This window comes from Gallibacterium anatis DSM 16844 = F 149 (genome assembly GCF_000379785.1).
In the GTDB taxonomy this organism is placed as follows: Bacteria; Pseudomonadota; Gammaproteobacteria; order Enterobacterales; family Pasteurellaceae; genus Gallibacterium; species Gallibacterium anatis.
In genome coordinates, this window is sequence record NZ_KB903697.1 from 1 (window position 1) to 25,557 (window position 25,557).

25 protein-coding genes are annotated in these 25,557 nt (G+C 40.4%); 11 read left to right on the forward strand and 14 right to left on the reverse strand.

Going from position 1 to position 25,557, the window contains the following annotated elements:
- Window positions 1-88: 88 nt before the first annotated feature.
- The 3 genes from A3EO_RS12725 to A3EO_RS0106295 all read right to left on the reverse strand — a co-directional run bounded on the left by A3EO_RS12725 (window position 89) and on the right by A3EO_RS0106295 (window position 2,138).
- Window positions 89-493, reverse strand: a complete 405-nt coding sequence (locus A3EO_RS12725; protein ID WP_018346453.1) for a phage virion morphogenesis protein — start codon at window positions 491-493, stop codon at window positions 89-91.
- Between the two features lie 115 nt (window positions 494-608).
- Window positions 609-1,169, reverse strand: coding sequence for a PBECR3 domain-containing polyvalent protein (locus A3EO_RS12730; protein ID WP_248660646.1), 561 nt, complete (start codon window positions 1,167-1,169; stop codon window positions 609-611).
- 324 nt (window positions 1,170-1,493) lie between these two features.
- The gene (locus tag A3EO_RS0106295; protein ID WP_013745703.1) at window positions 1,494-2,138 is read right to left on the reverse strand and encodes a TfoX/Sxy family DNA transformation protein; all 645 of its coding nucleotides are present in this window, start codon (window positions 2,136-2,138) and stop codon (window positions 1,494-1,496) included.
- Window positions 2,139-2,417: 279 nt separating this feature from the next.
- Between A3EO_RS0106295 and A3EO_RS0106300 the strand changes: the two genes are divergently transcribed.
- From A3EO_RS0106300 to hupA, 5 genes are all read left to right on the forward strand, one after another.
- Window positions 2,418-2,897, forward strand: a complete 480-nt coding sequence (locus A3EO_RS0106300) for a YchJ family protein (RefSeq protein WP_026211030.1) — start codon at window positions 2,418-2,420, stop codon at window positions 2,895-2,897.
- 178 nt (window positions 2,898-3,075) lie between these two features.
- Window positions 3,076-3,855, forward strand: coding sequence for an NAD(+) diphosphatase (gene nudC / locus A3EO_RS0106305; RefSeq protein ID WP_026211031.1), 780 nt, complete (start codon window positions 3,076-3,078; stop codon window positions 3,853-3,855).
- A 3-nt stretch (window positions 3,856-3,858) separates the two neighbouring features.
- Window positions 3,859-4,926 carry a uroporphyrinogen decarboxylase gene (gene hemE, locus A3EO_RS0106310; RefSeq protein WP_018346457.1) on the forward strand — a complete coding sequence of 356 codons (1,068 nt, stop codon included), beginning with the start codon at window positions 3,859-3,861 and terminating at the stop codon, window positions 4,924-4,926.
- Between the two features lie 9 nt (window positions 4,927-4,935).
- Window positions 4,936-5,526, forward strand: a complete 591-nt coding sequence (locus tag A3EO_RS0106315; RefSeq protein WP_018346458.1) for a YjaG family protein — start codon at window positions 4,936-4,938, stop codon at window positions 5,524-5,526.
- A 197-nt stretch (window positions 5,527-5,723) separates the two neighbouring features.
- Window positions 5,724-5,996, forward strand: coding sequence for a nucleoid-associated protein HU-alpha (gene hupA, locus A3EO_RS0106320; protein WP_013745698.1), 273 nt, complete (start codon window positions 5,724-5,726; stop codon window positions 5,994-5,996).
- A 51-nt stretch (window positions 5,997-6,047) separates the two neighbouring features.
- Here the strand turns inward: hupA and apaH are convergent, their stop codons facing one another.
- The 8 genes from apaH to carA form a co-directional block, all read right to left on the reverse strand.
- Complete coding sequence (apaH, locus tag A3EO_RS0106325) at window positions 6,048-6,869, reverse strand: bis(5'-nucleosyl)-tetraphosphatase (symmetrical) ApaH (protein ID WP_018346459.1); 822 nt, start codon at window positions 6,867-6,869, stop codon at window positions 6,048-6,050.
- 15 nt (window positions 6,870-6,884) lie between these two features.
- Window positions 6,885-7,838, reverse strand: a complete 954-nt coding sequence (locus A3EO_RS0106330) for a calcium/sodium antiporter (protein ID WP_018346460.1) — start codon at window positions 7,836-7,838, stop codon at window positions 6,885-6,887.
- Window positions 7,838-8,686 (reverse strand): 16S rRNA (adenine(1518)-N(6)/adenine(1519)-N(6))-dimethyltransferase RsmA, encoded by an 849-nt coding sequence (gene rsmA / locus A3EO_RS0106335; protein WP_018346461.1) that lies wholly within the window; start codon window positions 8,684-8,686, stop codon window positions 7,838-7,840. The genes A3EO_RS0106330 and rsmA overlap by 1 nt, the downstream gene beginning before the upstream one ends.
- Window positions 8,687-8,838: 152 nt before the next feature.
- Window positions 8,839-9,780: a peptidylprolyl isomerase gene (locus tag A3EO_RS0106340; RefSeq protein WP_018346462.1), complete on the reverse strand. Its 942-nt coding sequence runs from the start codon at window positions 9,778-9,780 to the stop codon at window positions 8,839-8,841.
- Window positions 9,781-9,854: 74 nt separating this feature from the next.
- Window positions 9,855-10,394, reverse strand: coding sequence for a bifunctional pyr operon transcriptional regulator/uracil phosphoribosyltransferase PyrR (pyrR, locus tag A3EO_RS0106345; RefSeq protein WP_013745693.1), 540 nt, complete (start codon window positions 10,392-10,394; stop codon window positions 9,855-9,857).
- 130 nt (window positions 10,395-10,524) lie between these two features.
- Window positions 10,525-11,844 carry an NCS2 family permease gene (locus A3EO_RS0106350; protein WP_018346463.1) on the reverse strand — a complete coding sequence of 440 codons (1,320 nt, stop codon included), beginning with the start codon at window positions 11,842-11,844 and terminating at the stop codon, window positions 10,525-10,527.
- Window positions 11,845-11,996: 152 nt separating this feature from the next.
- Window positions 11,997-15,185 carry a carbamoyl-phosphate synthase large subunit gene (carB, locus tag A3EO_RS0106355; RefSeq protein ID WP_018346464.1) on the reverse strand — a complete coding sequence of 1,063 codons (3,189 nt, stop codon included), beginning with the start codon at window positions 15,183-15,185 and terminating at the stop codon, window positions 11,997-11,999.
- Window positions 15,186-15,210: 25 nt separating this feature from the next.
- Window positions 15,211-16,368, reverse strand: coding sequence for a glutamine-hydrolyzing carbamoyl-phosphate synthase small subunit (gene carA, locus A3EO_RS0106360; RefSeq protein ID WP_018346465.1), 1,158 nt, complete (start codon window positions 16,366-16,368; stop codon window positions 15,211-15,213).
- A gap of 350 nt (window positions 16,369-16,718) precedes the next feature.
- Between carA and A3EO_RS0106365 the strand changes: the two genes are divergently transcribed.
- Window positions 16,719-17,462: an MlaA family lipoprotein gene (locus tag A3EO_RS0106365; protein WP_018346466.1), complete on the forward strand. Its 744-nt coding sequence runs from the start codon at window positions 16,719-16,721 to the stop codon at window positions 17,460-17,462.
- A gap of 94 nt (window positions 17,463-17,556) precedes the next feature.
- The gene (locus A3EO_RS0106370) at window positions 17,557-18,051 is read left to right on the forward strand and encodes a YfbU family protein (protein ID WP_018346467.1); all 495 of its coding nucleotides are present in this window, start codon (window positions 17,557-17,559) and stop codon (window positions 18,049-18,051) included.
- 63 nt (window positions 18,052-18,114) lie between these two features.
- On the opposite strand, the gene A3EO_RS0106375 is transcribed toward A3EO_RS0106370, so the two are convergent.
- A complete protein-coding gene (locus tag A3EO_RS0106375; RefSeq protein ID WP_018346468.1) occupies window positions 18,115-18,954 on the reverse strand; it encodes a formate/nitrite transporter family protein in 840 nt (279 codons plus the stop codon).
- Between the two features lie 179 nt (window positions 18,955-19,133).
- Between A3EO_RS0106375 and prfB the strand changes: the two genes are divergently transcribed.
- The 3 genes from prfB (at window position 19,134) to A3EO_RS0106390 (ending at window position 22,810) form a co-directional block, all read left to right on the forward strand.
- Window positions 19,134-20,232 (forward strand): peptide chain release factor 2 gene (gene prfB, locus A3EO_RS0106380; RefSeq protein WP_115241568.1). Its coding sequence is split into 2 segments (ribosomal slippage): window positions 19,134-19,208 and window positions 19,210-20,232, totalling 1,098 coding nucleotides; the frame shifts between segments, so codons are not numbered across the junction.
- 96 nt (window positions 20,233-20,328) lie between these two features.
- Window positions 20,329-21,837, forward strand: coding sequence for a lysine--tRNA ligase (gene lysS, locus A3EO_RS0106385; protein WP_018346469.1), 1,509 nt, complete (start codon window positions 20,329-20,331; stop codon window positions 21,835-21,837).
- A 145-nt stretch (window positions 21,838-21,982) separates the two neighbouring features.
- On the forward strand, window positions 21,983-22,810 hold the full coding sequence (locus A3EO_RS0106390) for a DNA ligase (protein WP_018346470.1): 828 nt from the start codon (window positions 21,983-21,985) through the stop codon (window positions 22,808-22,810).
- Here the strand turns inward: A3EO_RS0106390 and yqfB are convergent.
- Window positions 22,774-23,103: a N(4)-acetylcytidine aminohydrolase gene (gene yqfB / locus A3EO_RS0106395; protein ID WP_018346471.1), complete on the reverse strand. Its 330-nt coding sequence runs from the start codon at window positions 23,101-23,103 to the stop codon at window positions 22,774-22,776. The two genes, A3EO_RS0106390 and yqfB, sit on opposite strands and share 37 nt — an antisense overlap.
- Window positions 23,103-23,756 carry a trimeric intracellular cation channel family protein gene (locus A3EO_RS0106400; protein ID WP_018346472.1) on the reverse strand — a complete coding sequence of 218 codons (654 nt, stop codon included), beginning with the start codon at window positions 23,754-23,756 and terminating at the stop codon, window positions 23,103-23,105. The genes yqfB and A3EO_RS0106400 overlap by 1 nt, the downstream gene beginning before the upstream one ends.
- Window positions 23,757-24,110: 354 nt before the next feature.
- On the opposite strand from A3EO_RS0106400, the gene A3EO_RS0106405 reads away from it, so the two are divergent.
- Window positions 24,111-25,367: an NRAMP family divalent metal transporter gene (locus A3EO_RS0106405; protein WP_018346473.1), complete on the forward strand. Its 1,257-nt coding sequence runs from the start codon at window positions 24,111-24,113 to the stop codon at window positions 25,365-25,367.
- Window positions 25,368-25,557: the final 190 nt, after the last annotated feature.

A 25,557-nucleotide genomic window follows, 5' to 3' on the forward strand; every position in this document is an offset into this window, starting at 1 on the left:
GCGGCAACTTTGTAATCCGGGCTAAATGTTCTTCTCATCTTAATATCCTCTTTTTGTGATAGTTTACCACCTATTGAGGACTGCAAAATTAGTGTACCACTACAAATGGACGCGCAGGAATAGTCACCTGCTTTTTCTGTACCCATTTATCGCCGACCTTAAATTTCAGGTATTTTGCTCGCTTTGCTTTGATTGTGCCGCCAAAATGATGCAGGGCGGCATAAGGCAGATTAGTACCGACCATTGCATAATCATTGTCCCAACGAGCATTAATGCTATTGCGTAATTCACCGCTGTCAATTAACGGTTTTCCTTGTCTTGCTTTTAGCCCTAACCATTTCGGACGACCACCTGCCGCAAAATTGCGATCAACGGCGGTTTGCATTGTGCCGGCAATTTGCCGCATTAACGGGGCTTTATAAACCACACCTTGACTCAATGCGGTTAATTGTTTGAGGAGTTGTTCAACATTATTGACTTCTATTTTAATCATAGTAATATCCCTTCTAGCCACCGGAAAAGCGATGATAATCTCGACGATCGCAAACGAACGGTTGAAAGAGTACCGGGGATTGTGTGCAGGTGATTTCGAGCCCTGCCCGGTGGTTCTATTTTATTGTTTTATATTGTTTTCTAAATTTTTTTAATTCTTTCTCATTAGTAATACGAAAACTCTCAGCAAACAACTCATTATAATTTTTCAAATGTTTCACTACTACCATATGCCAATGTTCAGCTATATATTTGAAAAAATATATTTTACTTAAAGCCTCATTAGAATCTGATTTCAATATAATATCAGGCTCATAAATTAAATCCGGCAACATTGCATAAATATCAACATCAAAATCCTGTCCTTCACGACTATTAAACTGTTTAATTAAAGTGGCATCAGAAAGCCATACCGTAGCAGTTTTGCTTCCTAGTCTAGCTTTATCTGTCACATTCAACATCCCTGCTGAAAATTTATACTCAAGTCGCAAATGGTTACTGATTTGTTGTATTTGGGTATTTGTTAATTTCCCACTAAAATTCAAATCTGTTTTTAGCTGTCGATATTCTTTTTCAAGCTGTTGGTAATCTAACTTAAAACTCTCCCCACCCATTTCCCGTTTGGCAAATTGATGGGCTAAGGCTTCGGGGTAATTATCCAAATTCGGTTTATACACACTGCGTCCGGCGTGATAATCAAAGCCTTTGTCGGCAGTAAACAGCTGATCACCGAGTTTCACGCCTGTGGTGCGGTAGCCTGTTTTTTTATTAACATAGCTTTCTAATTCGGCGGTTTCTACCGTGAGCTTGTCGCTGTCAAGTTGTTTAATGAATTCGAAAGGAGTAAGAGGGGTTTAATGAGGATTGTGGCGTGATGAAAAATTAAATACCTGTTAATAAATGTATCAACAGGTATTTAACGTTATAATCTTTACCGACTAGTACACCCAATATTTGGTTGAATTTTGCAATTCCAGATTAAGTTTTATTAAGACGCTAAGTTACCTCCTAAATTTCATTGATTCTTCAGATAAATTCGCATTTTTTAGTGCGAAATTGAGTTCCTGTAATAGTTGTAATCGCTCCTCATACGTAATAAGTGAATAATATCTGTGCTGCAATGCGCCAACGAGTTTCCAAAACAGATCTAGATGGACATTTCCAATCAATTTTCTGATCCGAATATAAGTTTCTATTGCCCCAACCTGTCTTAGGGTGCGGACGTTTTTGATATCAACACGATCCAATAACAACTCGTGTTTGAAATTAAGGTTCGGTAGATCCTTAATACGAGATTGGCGTTTTTTCTTAGTTTGCTGCTTTTCCTGTTTGACTTGTTCTATAGAAAGTAATATCAATGAACGATATTTTTGCTTATCTTCAGTAATTTCTTTAGGTAGATAGAAATACATATTTGAAGGTGATGTATATGGATAGGGGACACCTCCAAGTTGAAGGATAAGTTTTGCTAATTCGCCAACAGCTCGAATATAAACAACATTATTTCTATAGATAGCAAACATATGAGAGTCTTTGAAAATACCATAGCCGTTAAAAAGACTCTTTATTACGACCGTTCCAACTAATTCCCCCATAATTCTAGATACTTCGTCAGTGTTTCTTCCTGTATAATTTTGCAGAATCATAATAATTCACCTACGGTTGATGTAATTTAAACAAAAATTGCACTAGCGGTAACGATTGCATAGAAAATATATCAATAAAATTTTTTATTTAGAAACGTTTTTATGATAAAAAAATTGATTATGTGAGGTTGATCGATAAACTGAAAAAAACTTGCATTTTTTATAACAACTTTTTCTATTATGTGAATAATAATGATATAAAATGTAAGTTTTTTTAACATTTGATGTTTGTAAATGCATCGTGTTCTGCTATACGGAAATATAAAAGAGATTAGAACAATGAAAGGAAACTATAATATGCAATGTCCTTGCCAATCCGGATTGGAATATCAAGATTGTTGTCAGCCGTTACATCAATATCAAAAAATAGCGTCTACTGCGGAACAATTAATGCGTTCCCGTTATTCAGCATTTGTATTGGCAGAGATTGATTATATTGTAAAGACGACAGTACCGCTGCAACAAACGTTATTAAACAGCAAGGCGTTATATCAATGGGCGCGCAATACTGAATGGGACGGCTTGGAGATCGTAAAAGTTGTGCCGAAAATGGATAATAATCACGCGTTGGTTGAATTTAACGCTTTTTTTCTTCACGAAAATAAACGAATGACACACCACGAATTGTCTGCTTTTGTACGGATTGCTCAACAATGGTATTTTTTAGATCCGACTGTTGTCACTAAATGGGGATTAAAAGAGCCCTGTTTTTGTCATTCAGGGCGAAAATTCAAACAGTGTTGCGCTAAATATTTGTAAATAATCATATCCTTAATTTCTTCGTTATTATCGTTGTATGTGCTATACGCTTCCGCCAATCATTTTGCTTGTTTATCGCAAAGTAAAAAAACAACGGAATGGGCGGAATTTCGCTATAATAGCCGGCAAAAAATTGGAGAAAGGTCGAAGCTTGATCATTAAAGAGGTGTAAATAATGATGCAGACTATTCACAAACAGAATCAAGGATATTGGTTATTAACGCAAGGATCGGCAATTTATTTGCAACAGGGAGAGTTGCCTTATGGCGATGCGGCATTATGTGGAGTTGATGGTTTATCCGGTTGTGTGATTGGCGAATATCGCCAACAACCGTTATGGTTAGTAGAAGAGATTCCTAATGATGAGCATCGCGAGTACGTATCGTTACGTTCACAGCTTTACCGTAATGAACAGGAATTTAACTTATTAAATCGTGGCGTCGCTTTGAATTATTTCTTTAAAACTCACCGTTATTGTGGAAAATGTGGCGAAAAAACTTATTTGCCTACTGATGAGTTTGCAGTGGAATGCCCTAAATGCGGTTATCGTCATTATCCGGTGATTTGCCCTTCAATTATTGTAGCCATTAGAAGAGGAAAAGAGATTTTATTGGCAAATCATCAACGTCATATCGGCGGCATTTACACTACATTGGCAGGTTTTGTCGAAGAGGGCGAATCATTGGAGCAAACAGTTGAGCGAGAGATTTTTGAAGAAGTCGGCTTAAAAGTGAAGAATATTCGCTATTTCGGCAGCCAGCCTTGGGCATTTCCAAATTCATTAATGGTCGGTTTTTTGGCGGATTATGACAGCGGTGAAATTCGTTTACAAGATAATGAAATTCACGATGCAAAATGGTTTCGTTATGATGATGAACTTCCTCTATTGCCGGAGGAGGGAACAATTGCACGCAAATTGATTAAAACAACATTGGCACTTTGTGCAGAGGATAAATAATTTATGACCCAATTAAAAAATGATCGTTATTTACGCGCCTTATTACGGCAACCGGTTGATATGACGCCGGTTTGGATGATGCGTCAAGCCGGGCGCTATTTGCCTGAATATAAGGCGACTCGGGCGCAAGCCGGCGATTTTATGTCGTTATGTCGTAATGCGGAGTTGGCGTGTGAGGTCACTTTACAGCCATTGCGTAGATATGATCTGGATGCGGCAATCCTGTTTTCCGATATTTTAACCATTCCGGATGCGATGGGGTTAGGGTTGAGTTTTGGGGCAGGGGAAGGACCTAAATTTGTGAAACCGATTCAATGTCAGGCGGATATAGCGCAATTACCGATTCCTGATCCGGAGCAGGAGTTAGGCTATGTGATGAATGCAGTGAGAACCATTCGTCGTGAGTTAAATGGAGCAGTGCCATTAATCGGTTTTTCCGGTAGCCCGTGGACATTAGCGACTTATATGGTAGAGGGCGGATCAAGCAAAGCGTTTACCAAGATTAAAAAAATGCTCTATAGCGAACCCGCATTGTTACACGCTTTATTGGATAAATTAGCGGATAGTGTGATTTTGTATCTTAATGCGCAGATTAAAGCCGGCGCACAGGCAGTAATGGTCTTTGATACCTGGGGCGGTGTGTTGGCTCACCAACAATATCGTGAATTTTCATTGCGTTATATGGAAAAAATTGTCAAAGGGTTGATTAGGGAATCCGAAGGGCGGACTGTGCCGGTGACTTTATTTACGAAAGGTGGAGGTTTGTGGTTGGAGGCGATTGCCGACACCGGATGTGATGCCATTGGTCTGGATTGGACAGTTGATATTGCGCAGGCAAAAGCGCGTGTGGGTGATAAAGTGGCATTGCAGGGCAATATGGATCCGAGCGTGTTATATGCACCGGCGGAACGAATTGAACAGGAAGTGAAAACCATTTTAGCCGGGTATGGCAAAGGTTATGGGCACGTCTTTAATCTAGGGCACGGCATTCATCAGGATGTGCCGGTTGAAAGCCCTAAAGTGTTTGTTGATGCGATCCATCGTTATTCAAAAGAGTATAAAACAGCCTAAGAGGTAGAGATGAGAAACCCGATTCAAAAGCGTTTGGCAAATTTGGAAAGTTGGCAACAGTGTGTTTTTATGGCCTGTTTGTGTGAGCGGATGTACCCCAATTTCGCAATGTTTTGCAATATTATAGAGCAACCGCAGCAGGCGAAGGTTTACCATAATATTCTGAATCTTGTTTGGGAGCATTTAACCATTAAAGGGGCGAATATTAATTTCGAACACCAATTGGAGAAGTTTGAACAGGTTATTCCGGATATTAATGATTACGATTTTTTTGGTATTGTGCCGGCAGTGGATGCTTGTGAGGCGTTATCTGATCTGTTGCACGCGCTGATTGGTGGAGAAAGCTTAGAGCAGGCGGTTAAAATTAGTGTGTTATCGTTGCAAACCATCGTGTCGTTATTAGAAACCGAAGAAAATCGTCATTTTAGTGATGATGAATTGAAAAATAATGAATTAATTATTGATGAATTGGATATTCAATGGGCAATTTATCGCACACTGAATGAGCTGGAAAAGCGAGATGTTGAGGTGATTAACAGTCTGAAAAATGAGATCCGTGCCACAAAAATGAGTAACATCGGAGTTGAATTAAGCAATTAATGTGACTTTTTTCTAATTTTAGTGATAAATCACTTTTAATATGATGAAAGTTAGATTAATCTGTTCACTCAAGACAAGGCTTGAGCTGGGGTGGATCAAGGGATGTTCACCAACGAGGCTATCTCGGCTTTTTCAAGAAAATTGAAAGAGAATCTATTCAATTTCTAAACCACAGTAAAATATAGAGGGTAATATTTATGAACAAAACTGAATTAGTGGACGTAATTGCAGAAAAAACTAAGTTAAGTAAAAAGGATTCTAAGGCAGCATTGGAAGCAGCATTGGAAGCAATTACTGAAAGCCTTAAAGCAGGTGACGCAGTACAATTAATTGGTTTCGGTACATTTAAAGTTAACCAGCGCCAAGAACGTACAGGACGTAATCCTCAAACCGGTAAAGAAATCAAAATCCCAGCAACTAAAGTGCCTGCATTTGTTTCCGGTAAAGCTTTAAAAGACGCTGTAAAATAATTCCAGTGTAAAAAAAGTCGCTATTTTTTGTAATAGCGACTTTTTTAATGCCTAAAAGTAGGCTTTCACAGCCTGTTGAGTAAATAACTGTTTATCTTCCCAACGTAACATCGTTAATCTATTACCCCAAACACAGCCGGTATCTAACGCATAAATATTTTTTGGTGTTGGATAATCAACCAGACTTGCCCAGTGCCCGAATAAAATTGCTGTTTGTTGATACAATGGGTTGTCTAATTCAAACCAAGGTTTTAATGGTGCCGGCGCTTCATTTGGCGGTAATTTACACGCAAATTCTAAGCGATTGTCCGGATAGCAGTAACGCATACGCGTAAAAACATTAATGCTGTAACGCAAACGTTCAATGCCGCTTAAATCTTCAGACCAGAGATCCGGTGAGTTTTGATACATTTCACGTAATAATTGTAGATAATCACCTTGTTGCAATACCTGTTCAACTTCCGCAGCACACTGTTTCGCCGTTGCCAAATTCCATTGCGGACAGATACCGGCGTGAGTAATGACGAAACCAAGATCGGAACGATCAATCAGTAAAGGCTGATGACGCAGCCAATCAATCAAGTCTTTAAAATCCGGCGCGGAAAAAATAGCATCAACATGATCTTTTGCTTTGATTTTCTTAATGCCAAAAGCGGTAGAAAGCAAATGCAGATCGTGATTGCCCAATACGGTTTGTGCTGATTTACCCAATGCTTTGACAAAACGTAGGCATTCGAGCGATTTATCGCCGCGAGCGACCAGATCACCGACCAGATAGAGTTTATCCTGTGCCGGATTAAAATGAACTTGTTGTAACAGCAGTTGCAGTTCATCGAAACAACCTTGTAAATCGCCAACAATATAGGTCGCCATAAATTCCCCTTCTCTTTATAGTGTAATGAGTAAATAAGCGAGGTAGATAAAATAAGTTGCGAGCAGTATCGCACCTTCACTTCGGGATATTTTTCTGCCTGTTGCCGCAAATAGCCAAAGTAAGAGCATACTGATAATCAGCATTGCGAAATCAAGATAAGAAATATCACCGACAGCAAGCGGAAATACGCTTGAACAGGCACCCATCACGAAGAAAATATTGAAAATATTGCTGCCGACAACGTTACCAATTGCCAGATCGGAACTTCCTTTTTTAGCAGCAAAAACAGATGTAGCCAATTCAGGAAGTGAAGTACCGCCGGCAACAATGGTTAAACCGATGACAGCATCACTGACCCCGAAATTTTGTGCGATTTGAATCGCGCCGGAAACAAAGAAATCGCCGCCGATAATTAGTACTGCTAGACCAATGAGCAGATAGAATGCAATTTTTAATGAAGAGAGCGGTGTAGTTTCATCCTGTTCACTTTCCTCTGATTGATCCTGCTTGGCATTAGCAAAGGTATAACTTAGGAAAATAGCGAAAAACAGCAATAAAATTAAGCCATCACCACGCGAAATAAAGTCGATCGCTTGATTGTTTAGTAAACGATCAAAACAGAGGAAAATGAAAGCTAACGAGGCTAACAGCGCAAAAGGAATCTCCTTTTTAACCGAACTTGCTTTGATCATAATAGGTGAGGCGAGCGCACTGGCACCGACAATAACCAAAGTATTAAACAGGTTGCTGCCAATAATATTGCCGACAGAAACACCGGAATTACCTTTTAATGCTCCCCAGAAGCTGGTAATGAATTCAGGCAGTGAAGTACCGAAAGCAACAATGGTTAAACCAATAATTAATTCATTAATTTGAAAACGGCGAGCAACGGCAATAGCGCCATCAGTGAAACGATCTGCACCCCAAAGAATGCCGACAATGCCGATCAATAACGTAATATATTCCATTATTCTTCCTCATCTTGATTGACAGTTCCGGCATCGGCAAGCGGTGGATTATCGGCAAGCCAATTGGCGAGGCGAGCGTAATCGGCAATAGTGAGATTTTCTGCACGATCGGTCAGTTTAATCTCTAATTCAACCAGTTGTTCTGCCGTAAACAGATCCATCAAAGAGTTTCTTAATGTTTTACGGCGTTGATTAAAGGCCTGAGTACAAACGCGATTTAGCCAGTAGAGATCTTTTACCGGATAAGGCAAAACCTTATGCGGCACCAAACGAACTACAGCAGAATCCACTTTCGGTGCTGGTTTGAACGCCGATGGTGGCACTTCCAATACCGGAATTACTTGGCAGAAATATTGCGCCATAATGGTTAAACGACCGTATGCTTTATTATTCGGACCGGCGCATAAACGGTTTACCACCTCTTTTTGCAGCATAAAGTGCATATCTTGAATAACATCGTGATATTGAAAAAGGTGAAACATCAAAGGTGTTGAAATGTTATAAGGTAAATTGCCGAAAATTCGTAATAGTTTGTCTGCCTGCTGTGCTAATTGTTGAAAATCAAAACGCATTACGTCTTGCTCAATAACGGTCAATTTTTGATGTAGAAACGGATGGTGGCGTAATCTTTCTGCTAAATCACGATCCAATTCGATCACGGTTAAATGTTCAATTTGTTCAGCAACCGGTTCGGTCAAGGCACCGAGACCGGGACCAATTTCGATGAGAAAATCATTTGCTTGCGGATTAATCGCAGCAACAATACTTTGAATAATTTGATCATCGTGTAAAAAGTTTTGCCCGAAACGTTTTCGTGCCGTATGTCCTAAATGTGTTTTTGAATTCATCAAAATCTCCTCAATAGTTGGAATCTTGCTGTTGGTGGCGACAGAATGTATTTATTGTTGTTTTAGCAAGTTCTTTTCTAGAAAAAATAACCGCACACAGTGTGTGCGGTCGCTATTATAACTAAATCGCTTAATGTTGAATAACCGAGCAATTATTTTTGTAAAATCTTAATATCGGCTGATTTTCTCAACGTTTTCACCCAATCTTTAGAGGCTTCCATTGCTTGCTGATTAACCACTTGCTGATAGGCTTTTTGCATATAGGCTTCTTTCGTTTTATCACCATCACGTTTATCAACCACTTCTAAAATATGCCAACCATATTTTGTTTTAAATGGTTGAGAAATCACACCTTTTTTGCTGTTTTTCACCATGGATTGGAATTCCGGTTCATATACTTCAGGGAAATTCCAGCCTAAGCTGCCACCGTTAGCGCCGGAAAGGTAATCTTTGGAGTAAGTTTTAGCTGCTGCTGCGAAAGTTGTTTTACCGGCGATAATATCACTGCGCAAACTAGACAACTGTTTTTTCGCCTGAGCATCATTTAACAGCGGATTAGTTTTGATCAAGATATGACTGACAAGATATTGCGGCGATTTTACTGTTTTCAGCGTACCTTTTTGTTTCGCTTCGTTGTACATCTGCTTACCTAATTTCTCGATTTGTTCGCGTGAAACCGAGATACTTTCACTTATCGCCTTATTGCGAACCTGCCCCATAATAATTTGGTGAGCAATCTGTTGACGGAATTTGGCTTCACCGATGCCTTGATAATCCAACGCATCCAAGAATTGACCATAGGTTAAGCCGTTTTCATTAGCGATTTGATGCATAATTTGTTGAATTTGTTGTTGAGATACATTGATGTTAGCACCTTTGATTGCTTTTTGTACCAACATATCATCAATGATGTCATTCAAGGCAGCGGCACGATTGGCTTCAGTATTGGTACGTTTACCCAAAGCCTGTTTAACTTGACTACTTAATATCGGCGTACCGTCAACGGTCGCTACAACTTTTTCTACGGCATAACCTGTTGTCGCTAACGATAAACAACCTACTAACAGTAAAAATTTGATCCATTTCGTTTTCATAACCTATTGTCCTATTTGCTATGTTTTGTACTATGTTACGTTTCACATTAGATGACAAAATGAAAAAAAGGTTCTTAATCGTTCCTTATTAAATCCACTTGATAACAGCCATCATATTTCATTGTTTTCACTTGCACCTGTTCTTGCCTTGAAGTTGGGATATTCTTACCAACATAATCGGCGCGAATAGGCAATTCACGATGTCCCCGATCGACAAAAATCACCAGTTCGATTTTTGCAGCCCTACCGAAATCAATCAGTGCATCCAATGCCGCACGAATAGTTCGACCGGTAAATAATACATCATCCACTAGGATAACTTTTTTATTTTGAATATTAATGGCTTCCGAAGCACCGTGATAAACCGGAGATTCGCTCGCTTCAGCATATTGCAAATCGTCACGATAAAAAGTGATGTCCAGTTCCATATAGGGCAGGATTATGCCGGTCAGCTGCGCAATTTTCTGCCGTAAAAGATCGGCAATTTCAGCGCCTCTACGGCGAATACCCACGATGATTAAATCATCCAATGTTTGGTGTTTTTCAATAATTTCATGGGAGATACGTGAGATCGTACGAAAAAACTGGCTTTCATCGATAATCACTTTTTCCATAAATAAAGTAACCTTCTAATTAGGATAGAACAGAGTTAAAAATAGCATAAATTTAGCGTTAACGCACATTGAAAACCTATTTTTCAAAGAAAATTAGGTTTTGTCGAAATGACAAAACCTAATAGTCAGATTAGATAGCCCAGTGGCCGGCATAGAATATCACTAAAATGATCGCAATAATGACTGTACCAAGGTTGAGTTTACGCCATTCACCGGCAATGATTCGTCCGATAACTAAAGAGGCGAAACCTAACATAATGCCGGTAACGATATTGGCGGTCAGTACGATAAATACCGCACAGATTAAACCGCTCATTGCGGCAACGAAATCATCGAAATCCAATTTAGCGACATTGCTCAACATTAATAAGCCAACGTACATCAATGCCGGTGCAGTGGCATAGCCCGGCACTAAAGCTGCTAACGGTTGGAAGAACAACATTAATAAGAATAATAAACCGACAACAATGGCGGTGATTCCGGTTTTACCGCCGGCAGCAGTACCGGCTGCTGATTCGATATAAACGGCTGCAGGTGCGGTGCCGAATAAGCCGGAGAACAAGCTGCTTAATGAGTCTGACGTCAAGGCTTTGCCACCGTTAATGATTTGCCCATCTTTATCCAAAAGATTGGCTTGACCGGCAACAGCTCGAATGGTACCGGTTGCATCAAAAACAGCTGTCATTACTAAGGCGAACACTGCCGGTAAAACCATTGGTTGCAATGCACCGGCGATATCCAACTGTAAGAAATGAGAGGTTTCACCGAAAGAAGGCAATTTGAAAATCTGACCGGAAAATTTAACATTAGGATCGAAAATTAAACCGATAATGGTGATGGCGATAATCACTAACAGAATGCCACCTTTTACTTTCAAACGTTCCAAACCGATAATGGCGGCAAGACCGATCAAAGCCATCATTACTGGGAAAGAGGTGAAATCACCTAATTTAACCGGTAAACCGGCATCATTACCGACCACCAAACCTACACCGTTCGCAGCAATCAAAAGCAGGAATAGACCGATTCCGATACCGGCACCGTGTGCGATACTGGCTGGCAGATTACGTAAAATCCAGGCACGAATACCGGTGGCGGAAATTAATGTAAAGACAACCCCCATTAAGAAAACGGCACCCAATGCTACCGGAATACTGACTTGTTGCCCAAGCACTAAGCTAAAAGCGGTAAAGGCGGTTAATGAGATTGCCACGCCGATAGCCATCGGTGCATTTGCCCAAAAACCAATAAGAATTGAACCTAAACCTGTTACTAAACAGGTCGCAATAAAGACGGATTCAGCGGAAAAACCGGCGTTACTTAACATTCCCGGCACAACAATAACGGAATAAACCATTGCCAAGAATGTTGTGAGCCCAGCAATAATTTCTTGGCGTAAAGAACTTTTGCGGGCGGAGAGTTCAAAACGCTGTTCAAGCATATTAGACATTGAGATACCTTAAATTATAACGAAAGGAAAATAGGGGAAGAATTTTACCTGAGTCGGCGACAATCTACTATTAAAAAATGCAAACGTTTGCGTTTTTTTTGGAAATAAAACGCCTTACCCACTAAAGTCAGCAAGGTAAGGCGTTATTGATTCTAGCCCTGTAATGAATAGATATTTAATTGATCAAGTTTGTGTAAGCCGTTTGCCAAAGCGGCAGCACCGTTCATTGTGGTCAACACCATCACTTTATGCTGCAAAGCGCTACGACGAATAGAATGGCTATCAGCAACAGATTCCGGTTTGCCGTCAACAGTGTTGATAACCAGTGCAATTTCACCGTTCTTAATTGCATCAACAATGTGCGGGCGACCTTCACGAACTTTATTCACGTGTTGAACAATAATGCCTTGTTCGGCAAGGAATTTAGCCGTACCGTAAGTTGCACATAAACCGAAGCCGAGAGCTTGTAACTGTTTGACGACATCCAATAAACGTTGTTTATCTTGATCGGCAACAGAGAGGAACACTTTGCCACCGTGTGGAATATGTTCGCCGGCACCAAGTTGTGCTTTGATAAAGGCTTCAGCAAAAGTTTCTCCTACGCCCATTACTTCACCGGTAGAACGCATTTCAGGGCCTAAAATGGTATCGACACCCGGGAATTTAATGAATGGGAATACCGCTTCTTTAACCGCAAATTTTTCCGGAATCACCTCTTTGCTGACACCTTGTTCGGCTAAAGAAATTCCAGCCATCACGCGTGCGGCGATTTTTGCTAAAGGCACACCGGTAGCTTTGCTGACGAAAGGCACGGTACGAGAGGCGCGCGGATTGACTTCAAGCACATAAACTGTATCGCCTTTAACGGCAAATTGCACGTTCATCAAACCAACCACTTTTAATGCGAATGCCATTTCAGTGGTTTGACGGCGGATCTCATCCTGAATTTGTTGACTTAATGAATATGCCGGAAGAGAACAAGCTGAGTCGCCGCTATGGATACCTGCTTGCTCAACGTGCTGCATAATACCGCCGATCACAACCTGTTTACCATCACAAATACAGTCAACATCGACTTCGATAGCGTTATCAAGGAAGTGATCCAATAAGATCGGGCTGTCTTCGGAAACCTGTACGGCTTCGCGCATATATTTGTTAAGTTCATCCACATTATAAACAATCTGCATTGCACGACCGCCTAAAACATAAGATGGACGCACCACCAACGGATAACCGACTTCATCAGCTAATTTCACCGCTTCTTCGGCATTTTTGGCAGTACGATTGGACGGTTGTTTCAATTTAAGATCATTTAAGATCTGTTGGAAACGCTGTCTATCCTCTGCGGCATCGATGCTGTCGGCTGAAGTACCGATAATATTGACGCCATTTTCTTGCAATTTATTGGCCAGTTTCAACGGCGTTTGACCTCCGTAATGCACAATGACGCCATACGGATTTTCGATATGAATAATCTCTAACACATCTTCAAGTGTTAGCGGTTCAAAATAGAGACGATCGGAAGTATCAAAATCAGTAGAAACGGTTTCCGGATTGCAGTTAACCATAATGGTTTCAAAACCGCTTTCACGCAAGGCAAGCGCGGCGTGCACACAGCAGTAATCGAATTCGATTCCTTGACCGATACGGTTTGGACCGCCACCTAAAATCATAATTTTTTTACGATCTGATGGGTTGGCTTCACACTCCTCTTCATAACAAGAGTAGAGATAAGCAGTATCTGAATTAAATTCCCCGGCACAGGTATCAACACGTTTATAAACCGGATGCAGATTAAATTGATTACGACGTGCGCGCACTTCACTTTCACTGGTTTTGGTTAATTGTCCGATACGTTTGTCGGAGAAACCTTTTCGTTTTAAACGGCGCAACTCAGCGTAATCCAACTGATCCAACGTTTTTTGTTCCAATGCCAACTCTTCTTGTACCAGATCTTGAATTTGGCGTAAGAACCAAGGATCAATTTTAGTGTAACGATAAACTTCATCCAATGACCAACCTAAACCAAAAGCGTCGGCAACATAGAGTAGGCGTTCAGGGCCGGGATTAGAAATTTCGTGACGTAATTTTTCATTATCTTCTGAACGCAAATTGAAACCACAAATGCCGGTTTCCAAACCGCGCAAGGCTTTTTGCAAACTTTCTTGGAAAGTCCGGCCCATAGCCATTACTTCACCAACGGATTTCATTTGGGTGGTTAAACGATCATCCGCTTGTGGGAATTTTTCAAAGGCAAAACGTGGCACTTTGGTGACCACATAATCGATCGAAGGTTCAAAAGAGGATGGAATCAAGCCACCGGTGATGTCGTTGCGCAACTCGTTTAAGGTGTAACCGACCGCCAATTTAGCGGCTACTTTGGCAATCGGGAAACCGGTCGCTTTTGATGCAAGTGCAGAAGAACGACTGACGCGAGGATTCATTTCGATCACGATCATTTCGCCGTTTTCAGGATTGATAGCAAATTGCACGTTTGAACCACCGGTATCAACACCGATTTCACGCAATACCGCAAGGCTGGCATTACGCATAATTTGGTATTCTTTATCAGTTAATGTTTGTGCCGGCGCAACAGTGATAGAATCGCCGGTGTGTACACCCATTGGATCAAGGTTTTCAATGGAGCAGACAATGATACAGTTATCGGCTTTATCACGTACTACTTCCATTTCATACTCTTTCCAGCCCAGCACCGATTGTTCAATTAATAATTCGTGAGTCGGGGAGGCATCGAAACCACGTTCGCAAATGGCTTGGAATTCTTCTCGGTTATAGGCAATACCGCCACCGGAGCCCCCCATCGTGAAAGAAGGACGAATTAAGGTTGGAAAGCCGACTTGCTCTTGAGCTTGCCACGCTTCAGCAAAGGTATGACAAACGAAAGATTTCGGTGTATGTAAGCCGATTTTTGCCATTGCCTCTTTGAATCGACCACGATCTTCCGCTTTATCAATCGCATCTTCAGTCGCACCGATTAATTCCACATTATATTTTTGTAAGATACCGTTTTTGGAAAGATCTAATGCGCAGTTCAATGCAGTTTGTCCGCCCATTGTCGGCAAAATGGCATCCGGGCGCTCTTTGGCGATAATTTGTTCCACCGTTTGCCACCGAATTGGCTCAATATAGGTAACATCAGCCATATTTGGGTCGGTCATAATGGTCGCTGGATTTGAGTTAACCAGGATGACTTTATACCCCTCTTCACGCAAAGCTTTACAGGCTTGCGCACCGGAATAGTCGAATTCACACGCCTGCCCGATAACGATTGGACCGGCACCGATAATTAATATTGTTTTAATGTCTGTGCGTTTTGGCATAATTATTTTTCACTCACTTTACTGATTAACGTGCCACATAAGAAGTTGCTGTTTGGGTATGGCTTGCTATATCCATTTCGTGGATAAATTTATCAAAAAGATAAGCAACATCGTGCGGTCCCGGACTGGCTTCCGGATGCCCTTGGAACGAAAAAGCGGATTGTGTTGTCAATTCAATTCCTTGAACCGAACCATCGAACAGAGAACGATGTGTGATACGAACATTCTGCGGCAAGCTATCAGCATCCACTTCAAAACCGTGATTTTGACTGGTAATTAACACTTTTTTGCTATCTAAATCTTCAACCGGGTGGTTGCCACCGTGATGACCGAATGCCATTTTTTTAGTTTTTCCACCAACCGCTAAACCGAGTAATTGATGCCCTAAACAGATACCGAAAATTGGTTTTTTACTTTCTAATAATTGACGGATGGCGGTAATAGCATATTCACAAGGTTCAGGATCACCCGGCCCGTTAGAAAGGAAAATGCCGTCCGGATTAAGTGCTAATACTTCACTTGCCGGTGTTGTAGCCGGCACAACAGTAATATGGCAACCGCGTTCCGCCAACATTCTGAGAATGTTACGTTTAACACCGAAATCGTAAGCGACAACGTGAAAACGGCAATGTTGTTGTTGCGGATAGCCCAAACCAAGCTGCCAAACACGTTCAGTCCATTCATAACTATTTTTGCAAGTTACCTCTTTCGCAAGGTCTTTGCCCGCCATTGAACCGAAACTTTGTGCCAGTTCCAACGCTTTTTGCTGATCAATTTCGCCTGCCATAATGCAACCCGGCATTGCACCTTTATCACGTAATAGACGTGTTAATCGGCGCGTATCAATATCGGCAATCGCAACCACATTGTTTTGTTGTAAATATTGTTGCAAAGACATTTCGCTACGGAAGTTACTATGCAAGAGCGGAAGATCACGAATAATTAAACCGGCAGCGTAAACGGCATCAGATTCTACATCTTCACTGTTGGCGCCGGTGTTGCCGATATGTGGATAGGTTAAGGTAACAATTTGTTTGGTATAGGAAGGATCAGTGAGGATTTCCTGATAACCGGTCATTGAAGTATTAAAAACCACTTCGCCGATGGTATGCCCTAATGCGCCAATGGCTTTACCCCGGAAAACAGAACCGTCAGCAAGGACGAGGATAGCTTGTTCAGACATCAATTACTCCTAAATAATTTTATGTGTTAGGTTGAACACTTACGAATGCTCATTAACCACAACTTAGATCAAATGGCGATTTACGCTTTTGGCTAAATTGTGCCTGAAAGTTTTCGCTAAAACCGAAAAAATCGCATTATTTTAATTGAGCAAACGATTAAATACAATGTTTCAACCGCTAACAATCTTGTTTAATTGTTAATGTTGTAGTGCACTTTATGAAATAATATGCAATATTTTTGAATATTTATTCATTTAAGGCAAGTGGTATTTTTGATTTAACGATTTTTTTCAGCCTGAAATTTGATTAGAATAAATAAAGTTTAGAGAAAAATAAAATGGGAATGACTATGGTAAGACAATTGAAAAAAACATTATTTACTGCAATGGTAATAATTCTGGTTGGTGGTTGCTCAAGCCATCAGGATAAGGGAAAACGCAGTGACCCATTACAGGGGGTTAACCGTACAATGTGGAACGTAAATTATAGTTATCTTGATCCCTATATTGTACGTCCTATGGCTAAAGGTTGGCGTGATTATGTGCCACAACCAGTGAAAACTGGAATTATTAATTTTGCAGATAATTTAGATGAGCCTATGAGCTTTGTTAATCGCTTATTGGAAGGTAATTTTAAACAAGCAATGGTGCATTTTGACCGTTTTTGGATTAATACGATTTTTGGTTTAGGAGGCTTTATTGATCTTGCCAGTGCAAGTGAACCATTAAAAAAGCAGGAAAAGCGTGAATTTGGTGATATGTTGGGGCATTATGGTGTTGGTACTGGTGCTTATGTGATGGTGCCAGGGTATGGTGCTGCGACACCGCGCCAGGACTTAGGGCATTTAGTTGATATGACCTATCCGATGCTCTCTTTGCTGGGACCTTGGAGCATTTTGAAATGGGGAATTCAAGGGGTGGATAAGCGAGCAAGCGTATTGGATCAGGATGCATTGTTGAAGCAGTCGCAAGATCCGTATGTCACTTATCGCGAAGCCTATTTCCAAAACCTTAAATTCAAAGTGAGTGATGGTAAGTCAGAAACGAAAGCGAGCGAGAAGCTGGATAAAAATATTTTAGATGAAATCGATTAATCTTTAATTTTATTGATTGAAATTAATAACTACAGGCGAAGAATCCTTTACAGTAGTCGGCAGTTTAATTTTTGATTTAGAAAAGGATAAAAATATGGAAATGACATCCACTCAACGCTTAATTTTGGCTAACCAATATGAATTAATGGCATTATTAAATCCGGAACAAGCAGCGCAGTTTCGCCGCTTGAAAACCATTGTGCAATCCGGTTTTGCAAAGGAACTGGCAGAATTGGACAAAGATTTTTCTTATTTGAGTGAAGCGGAATGCGATATGGTACGTAATACTTTGGAGATGTATCACGCATTACAGGTTTGCTACAACAATTTGCCGGATAAATCTGCTATCAGCGCTAACCAAATTAAATTTATTGGTTATTGTGCGATTAGAGAGAAAAAATATTGCCAATATGTGAAATTTTTGCGGGAAAGTGAAAAGCTTTACGCTGATGTTGAATTTTATGCCGATGATAATGATGCACAAATCTGTATGGCAGAAAAATATCAAAAAATGTTGGCTGTTTGGCGTAGTTGTCCACACGAATACCACCTCAGTGCGGAAGAAATACGTCGTATTTTGGCTGCGTAACCACGCAAGAATCTAGAAAAAACGGTAGGTTTAAGAGCCTACCGTTTTTTATTACTTAATTACTTATTTTTTCGCTTGAATTTCAATTTCTTGATTAACCTGACCATAAATCATCATTGTAAAAACTACCGTTCCGCCTAGGATATTACCGAAACAGGTTGGTAATAAGAAAGTGATGAAGTAGTCGTAAAGCGAGGCTTCACCTTGGAACACGAGATAGGCAATTTCCGCAGAACCGACAATAACGTGCGCAAAATCACCGAGAGCTATTAAATAAATAAAGAAGAAAATCATAATAAATTTTCCACTATTAACCGACGGCATCATCCAAACGATAGAAGCAATCAGTATTCCAGCCGGGATGCCTTTTAGAATATTTTCGGAAATCGTCATATGCTTAACGTGCATTGCGATTTCGTGCATCGCATTGACAAATTCCGGATTAAACGCTTGATGATTCTGTAAAAATAGGGCGGCTAATGCGGTACCGACTAAGTTTGAAACAAAGACGATAGACCACAAACGCGCAACCGCCGTGACTTTACGCCAAGTTAACGGATTAAACAGCGGCACAACTGTGGTGATGGTGTTTTCCGTAAATAACTGCATTCTGCCGAGAATTACAAGCAGAAAGCCAACGGTATATCCCATATTGGTAACCAAAGGTGACCAGCTTTCTTTAGGCAAATAGGCGGTAAAGATTGCCTTAAAAACAAACGAAAAGGTGACGACTAAACCGGCAGTAATCCCGGAAAAAATAAGCGCTTTTGTCGGACGGGTCAGCTCTTCAATGCCGTCTTGTCGAATAATTTCATATAATAAACGAGGGCTAAGACGTTCATATTCCTCAATCGCCATTTTATCTCGATAGGAAAGGGTTGAAGTATCTAATTCTGATTTCATTGCGTTTCCTTTTTAGTTGAAAATTACAAAAATAATAGCGAAAACTATCTAAAAATAAGGCGCATATCTTAACATAATGCAAAAATCACACCTAATTTTCTTGTTAAAGAAACTAGGCTAAAACAACAGAATATTTTATAATCACGCGTTCTGAAAACCGAAAGAATAAATGAAAAGCTATGTTTGAGATTAATCCTGTAAAAAATAAAATCAGTGATATTAGTGAAAGAACCTCTGCACTTAGGGGGTATCTTTGACTTCGACAATAAAGTCGAACGTTTAGAAGAGGTCAGTGCTGAATTGGAGCAGCCGGATGTATGGAATGATCCGGAAAAAGCGCAAGCCTTAGGTAAGGAACGCTCTTCGTTAGAGGCGGTGGTAAATACCATTAAATCGTTGCAACAAGGTTTGGATGATGTTGACGGATTATTGGAATTAGCAATTGAAGCGGATGATCAGGCAACATTTGATGAAGCTGTTGCTGAATTGGATCAGCTGGAGCAGAGCTTGGCTAAGCTTGAGTTTAGAAGAATGTTCAGTGGCGCCAATGATGCCGCTGATTGTTATGTGGATTTGCAAGCCGGTTCAGGCGGTACTGAGGCGCAGGACTGGACCGAAATGTTGCTGCGGATGTATTTACGTTGGGCAGAAAGCAAAGGCTTTAAAGCCGAATTAATGGAAGTGTCCGATGGTGATGTTGCCGGTATTAAATCAGCGACTATTCGTGTTAGCGGTGAATATGCGTTCGGTTGGCTGCGCACGGAAACCGGCATCCATCGTTTAGTGCGTAAAAGCCCGTTTGATTCCAATAATCGTCGCCACACCTCTTTTAGTGCGGTTTTTGTCTATCCTGAAATTAATGATGATATTGATATTGAAATCAATCCGGCAGATTTGCGTATCGATGTGTATCGTGCATCGGGTGCGGGTGGGCAACACGTAAACCGAACTGAGAGTGCGGTGCGCATTACACATATGCCGACCGGTATTGTGGTGCAGTGTCAAAATGATCGTTCCCAGCATAAAAATAAAGATCAGGCAATGAAACAATTAAAAGCAAAATTGTATGAGCTTGAATTGAAAAAGAAAAATGCTGAGAAACAGGCACTGGAAGAGAGTAAGTCGGATATTGGTTGGGGCAGTCAGATTCGCTCCTATGTGTTGGATGATGCACGCATTAAAGATTTACGCACCGGCGTTGAAAATCGCAATACACAAGCCGTATTGGACGGTGATTTGGATAGATTTATTGAAGCGAGCTTAAAAGCAGGGCTTTAGCGGTGAGCTGGCTCAATAAATAAAAATTGGCAGATTTTGGTAAGAATTGAATAAACGATTCACAAGAATATACAGTAAAAATTTAAAGGTAAAAAAATGACAGAACATACTCAAGAGTTAGATTTAAACGGAGAAATGCTGGCGCGCCGTGAAAAATTGGCAACCTTACGCCAAAAAGGTAATGCATTTCCGAATACATTCCGCCGCGACAGTTTGGCAGGCGATCTTCATCAACAATATGAAAATGAAGATGGTGAAGTATTAAAAGAGAAGGCAATTCCTGTCAGTGTTGCCGGACGTATTATGACACGTCGCAAAATGGGAAAAGCCAGTTTTATCACGTTGCAGGATATGAGTGGAAAAATCCAACTTTATGTTGCCAGAGATTTATTGCCTGAAGGGGTTTATGAAGAAATTATGGCAATGCTTGATCTTGGTGATATTGTTGGTGCAAAAGGAACATTATTCAAAACTAAAACCAATGAATTGACCGTTCGTTGTACTGCGCTTGAATTGTTGACCAAAGCATTGCGCCCATTACCGGATAAATTCCACGGTTTAGCGGATCAAGAAATGCGTTATCGCCAACGTTATTTAGATCTGATTTCTAATGAAGAATCTCGCCGTACTTTTATTATTCGTTCAAAAGTGATTGCCGGCATTCGTGAATATTTTATCAGCAAAGGTTTTATTGAAGTCGAAACCCCAATGTTGCAAGTGATTCCGGGCGGTGCAGCGGCGCGTCCGTTTATTACTCATCATAATGCGCTTGATATTGATATGTACCTTCGTATTGCGCCGGAACTTTATTTGAAGCGCCTTGTTGTCGGTGGTTTTGAGCGTGTGTTTGAGTTGAACCGTAATTTCCGTAATGAAGGGGTCTCTGTGCGCCATAATCCGGAATTTACGATGATTGAATATTACCAAGCTTATGCGGATTATCACGATTTAATGGATAATACAGAAGAATTATTGCGCAAATTGGCATTGGATATTTTAGGCACTACAATCGTGCCTTACGGTGAATATGAATTTGACTTCGGTAAACCGTTTGAGCGTATCACAATGCACGATGCTGTATTGAAATATGGTGCGGATAAAGGCATTGTGAAAGAAGATCTTTACGATTTTGATCGTGCTAAAGCGGTAGCGGAAAAACTGGGTATCGAAATTCAAAAATCTTGGGGCTTGGGTAGTTTAGTTAATGCGATTTTTGAAGAAGTGGCAGAACATCACCTCATTCAACCAACTTTCTTAATGGCACATCCTGCGGAAATTTCACCATTGGCACGCCGTAATGATGAAAATCCGGAAGTGACCGATCGTTTTGAATTATTTATCGGTGGCCGTGAAATTGGTAACGGTTTCTCTGAATTGAACGATGCGGAAGATCAAAATGAACGCTTTAATGCGCAAGTGGCAGCGAAAGAAGCGGGAGATGATGAAGCGATGTTTAAAGACGAAGATTTCGTGGTGGCGTTGGAACACGGTTTGCCGCCAACAGCAGGCGAAGGCTTGGGAATCGACCGTTTGGCAATGTTGTTCGCCAATGCAGAATCAATTCGTGATGTGATTTTATTCCCGGCAATGAAACATAAAGCTTAAAATGTATTGTTAACGGCAAGGTTGATTGTGAAAAGCAATCAACCTTTTTTTATTTTTTCGATCTGCGCCACATTTTTCCTCTCTTTTTGCTTGTATATCCATCAAATCCTTTATGCTGAACGCCTGTGATTACAGGAGGACAGCAATGTACTATTTATATCTTTTTTTAAGTCTAATTTCTTTTTCTGTGCTGGCGAAAGAGTCGGTGATGTTGTTGCAGGAGTACAAAGATCAAGATTTACAAGGTTGGGTGATGAGCGAAAAACTGGATGGCGTGAGAGGATATTGGGATGGAGAGAAATTGATTACTCGTCAGGATAATCTTTTGAATCCGCCGGATTATTTTATTAAAGATTTTCCACCGTTTGCGATTGATGGCGAGCTTTTCAGTGAGCGAGGTAAATTTGAGGAGATCACCAGTATCACCCGTTCTATAAAAGATAAAGGTTGGCATAAATTAAAATTATATGTGTTTGATGTACCGAAAGAAAAAGGAGATTTGCTGCAAAGGCTGGATGTGCTTAGACAATATTTGTTACAACACCCAACGCCTTATATTGAAATTTTGCCTCAGATGCCGATAGAGAATAAACAGGCGGTTTATCAGTTCCTTGATCAAGTAGAAAGTTTAGGCGGAGAAGGCATTGTGGTCAGAAATCCGAAAGCGAATTATATCGTGGGGAGGAGTAGCCAAATCTTAAAATTAAAGCGTCATCAGGATGAAGAGTGTACTGTGATAGCCCATCATAAAGGCAAAGGACAATTTCATAATGTGATGGGCTCACTGACGTGTGAAAATGAACGCGGTCAATTTAAAATTGGTTCCGGTTTCAGCTTAGCTGATCGCGCTAATCCGCCGGCAATCGGTTCGGTAATCACCTATAAATACCGAGGCTTAACCAAAAACGGTAAGCCGAAATTTGCCACTTATTGGCGTCAGCGTTCATTAACGCCGTCTGTTGAAACTAATTGATAATGGATGACAAAAAGTTGTTCAATATTAGGATAAATTTGTCGGATCACGTGTTTGAGTTCGGTTAGCGTCATATTTTCTTGCTGTGCGTGCATTTCAGTTAGTTGAGAAAATTGGATTGGCGTTATTGCAAGGATTTTGATTTTAGCGAACCACTGATGTTGTTCAAAAGTAAAAACATCAATGATGCTGCCGATTTTAAAATCTTTTTCACTGTCATCACGAATAGTAATGGTTTTGCTACCGTTCAGAATATTTTCTCTAAAGCATTGATAAAAGGTGATTTCCTTCATTATTTTTTCCTTTTTGGTAGCTTTTCTACCCACGACCAGTTTTTATCTTCCTGATAATCAAAAACCGGGAGTCCCAATCCAAAGCGAATGGCTAATAAACGTAATAAAAAACCGGTTGCCAAAGTGATTAAAATCACAATATCTTGCGGAATATGGGTGTGTTGTAGACCGATATAGATAGCGGTAGCAAGAAAGGCGATACTGGCATAGAGTTCTTTTTGAAAGACCAGTGGAATCCGGTTGCAGAGCAGATCGCGCAACACACCGCCAAATGCGCCGGTGATAATGGCTGCAACGGAAGCGATAATAAAACCGTGCCCCATCGTGAGCGCGACTTGTGCGCCAATAATGGAAAATACAATTAAGCCTAGTGCATCTAAAATTAAGAAAATCGCTTTTAAATAACGCATTAATGGCGCAATGATCACGGTTAATACCGCAGCTCCTGCAACGATAACGATATATTCCGGATGTTTTACCCAACCTAATGGATAATGACCTAACAGCACATCCCGAACCGAACCGCCACCAATAGCGGTAACGGACGCAATAATAATAACGCCGAAAATATCCATTTTTTCTCTGCCGGCAGCTAAAGCGCCGGTGATTGATTCAGCGGTAATTCCAATTAAATAGAGTATAGTCAGTAACATAATATTTGATTGCGGTGATGAGATGCGGAGATTTTACTTGAAAGATTTGAATTGCGTTAGTTTCTTTATTAAAAAATGTAATTTAGCTATTTTTTATGTATAAAAGATAGCCGTTTAAGCATAAGAATAGTGGAAGTTATAAAAAAAATTAAACGCTAATTATTATTTTGCTTTAAAAATAAGTTTCTTTTTATTGCTATAAGTTAGTTTTTTATACTATAAATGGACTAAAAATTAGTGTTTTATATAATAAGATTGCTCTTTTTTACTTATTTTATGAAGTTGATCTCATAAAAATTTTGTGATGATATTACAAAACTGTTTCATTTATATTAAATAAAGAAGAGATTAATTATGTCAGCAACTATTACTTCTGAGGAACAACCCTCTACATTTAAGAGTCGCCTTTCTGCATTAGGACCAGGAATTTTAATGGCTTCTGCAGCAGTCGGCGGTTCTCATCTTATCGCTTCAACACAATCCGGCGCGATTTATGGCTGGCAGTTAGCGATAATTATTATTTTAGCAAATCTGTTTAAGTATCCCTTCTTCCGTTTTGGCGTGCAGTATACATTGGATACAAATAAGAGCTTGTTGGAAGGTTATAAAGAGAAAGGAACTGTCTATCTGTTTGTGTTCTTTTTATTGAATGTTTTTGCAACAGTCATTAATACAGCCGCTGTATCTCTATTATCTGCCGTGATTTTATCTTTCGTTGTACCATTACCGGTGCCGACATTGAGTTTGACCGTGTTGGTGGTGAGCACTGCAATTCTTTTATTCGGGCAATATCGAATTTTGGATGGCTTATCCAAGTTCGTGATGATCTGCCTTACTTTAGCCACTGTGTTGGCGGTTGCGATTGCCGCTTCTCGTGGTGCGGTTGCGCCGGAAGGTTATGTGAGTGAAAGCCCGTGGCAGTTAGGTGCATTAGCGTTTATTGTGGCGTTAATGGGATGGATGCCGGCACCGATTGAAATTTCTGCTATCAACTCAATGTGGGTAGTGGCGAAAAAACGCTTAACCAAAGTGTCTTATCGGGATGGTATTTTTGATTTTAATGTGGGTTATATTGGCACAGCATTATTGGCGTTAGTATTTTTGGCATTAGGTGCTTTGGTGCAATATGGCTCAGGTGTGCCGGTTGAAATGGTAGGCGGTAAATATGTTGCTCAATTAATTGGTATGTATGTCGCAACCATTGGGGATTGGGCGAGAGGATTAATTGCGTTGATTGCTTTCCTCTGTATGTTCGGTACAACGCTTACTGTTATTGATGGCTACTCTCGTTCTAATGTCGAAAGTTTACGCATTTTGTTGAAAAAGAAAGGCACAAGAGCAAGTTATTTGAATATTGCCTTTGTTGCCGCATCCGTTTCCGGTGCGTTAATTATCTTCTTCTTTAATAATGCATTAGGACCAATGCTTAAATTCGCAATGATTGCCTCATTTGTCACCACGCCGGTGTTTGCTACTTTGAATTTGTTATTGGTATTAAAAGGCGAACACAGAGTGAAAGGTGGGTTATTGTGGCTTTCACTTATCGGTTTACTTTACCTCACTGCATTCACCTTATTATTTATCGTTCATCAGATGGGGTGGTTGAGTTAAAACTTATTTTTATCACAAATTAGGCGGTAATTGTTTACCGCCTCAGACTGCTGACAAACCTCTAGACATACCTCTAGAGGTTTGATCTAATAGGCATATCGAAAAAAGGAAATGCCTATGCTCAAAAATACACCCTCACTCCAATATGAAATCGAGATGATAAGTCTCGAACAACTCGTTCCAAAAGACC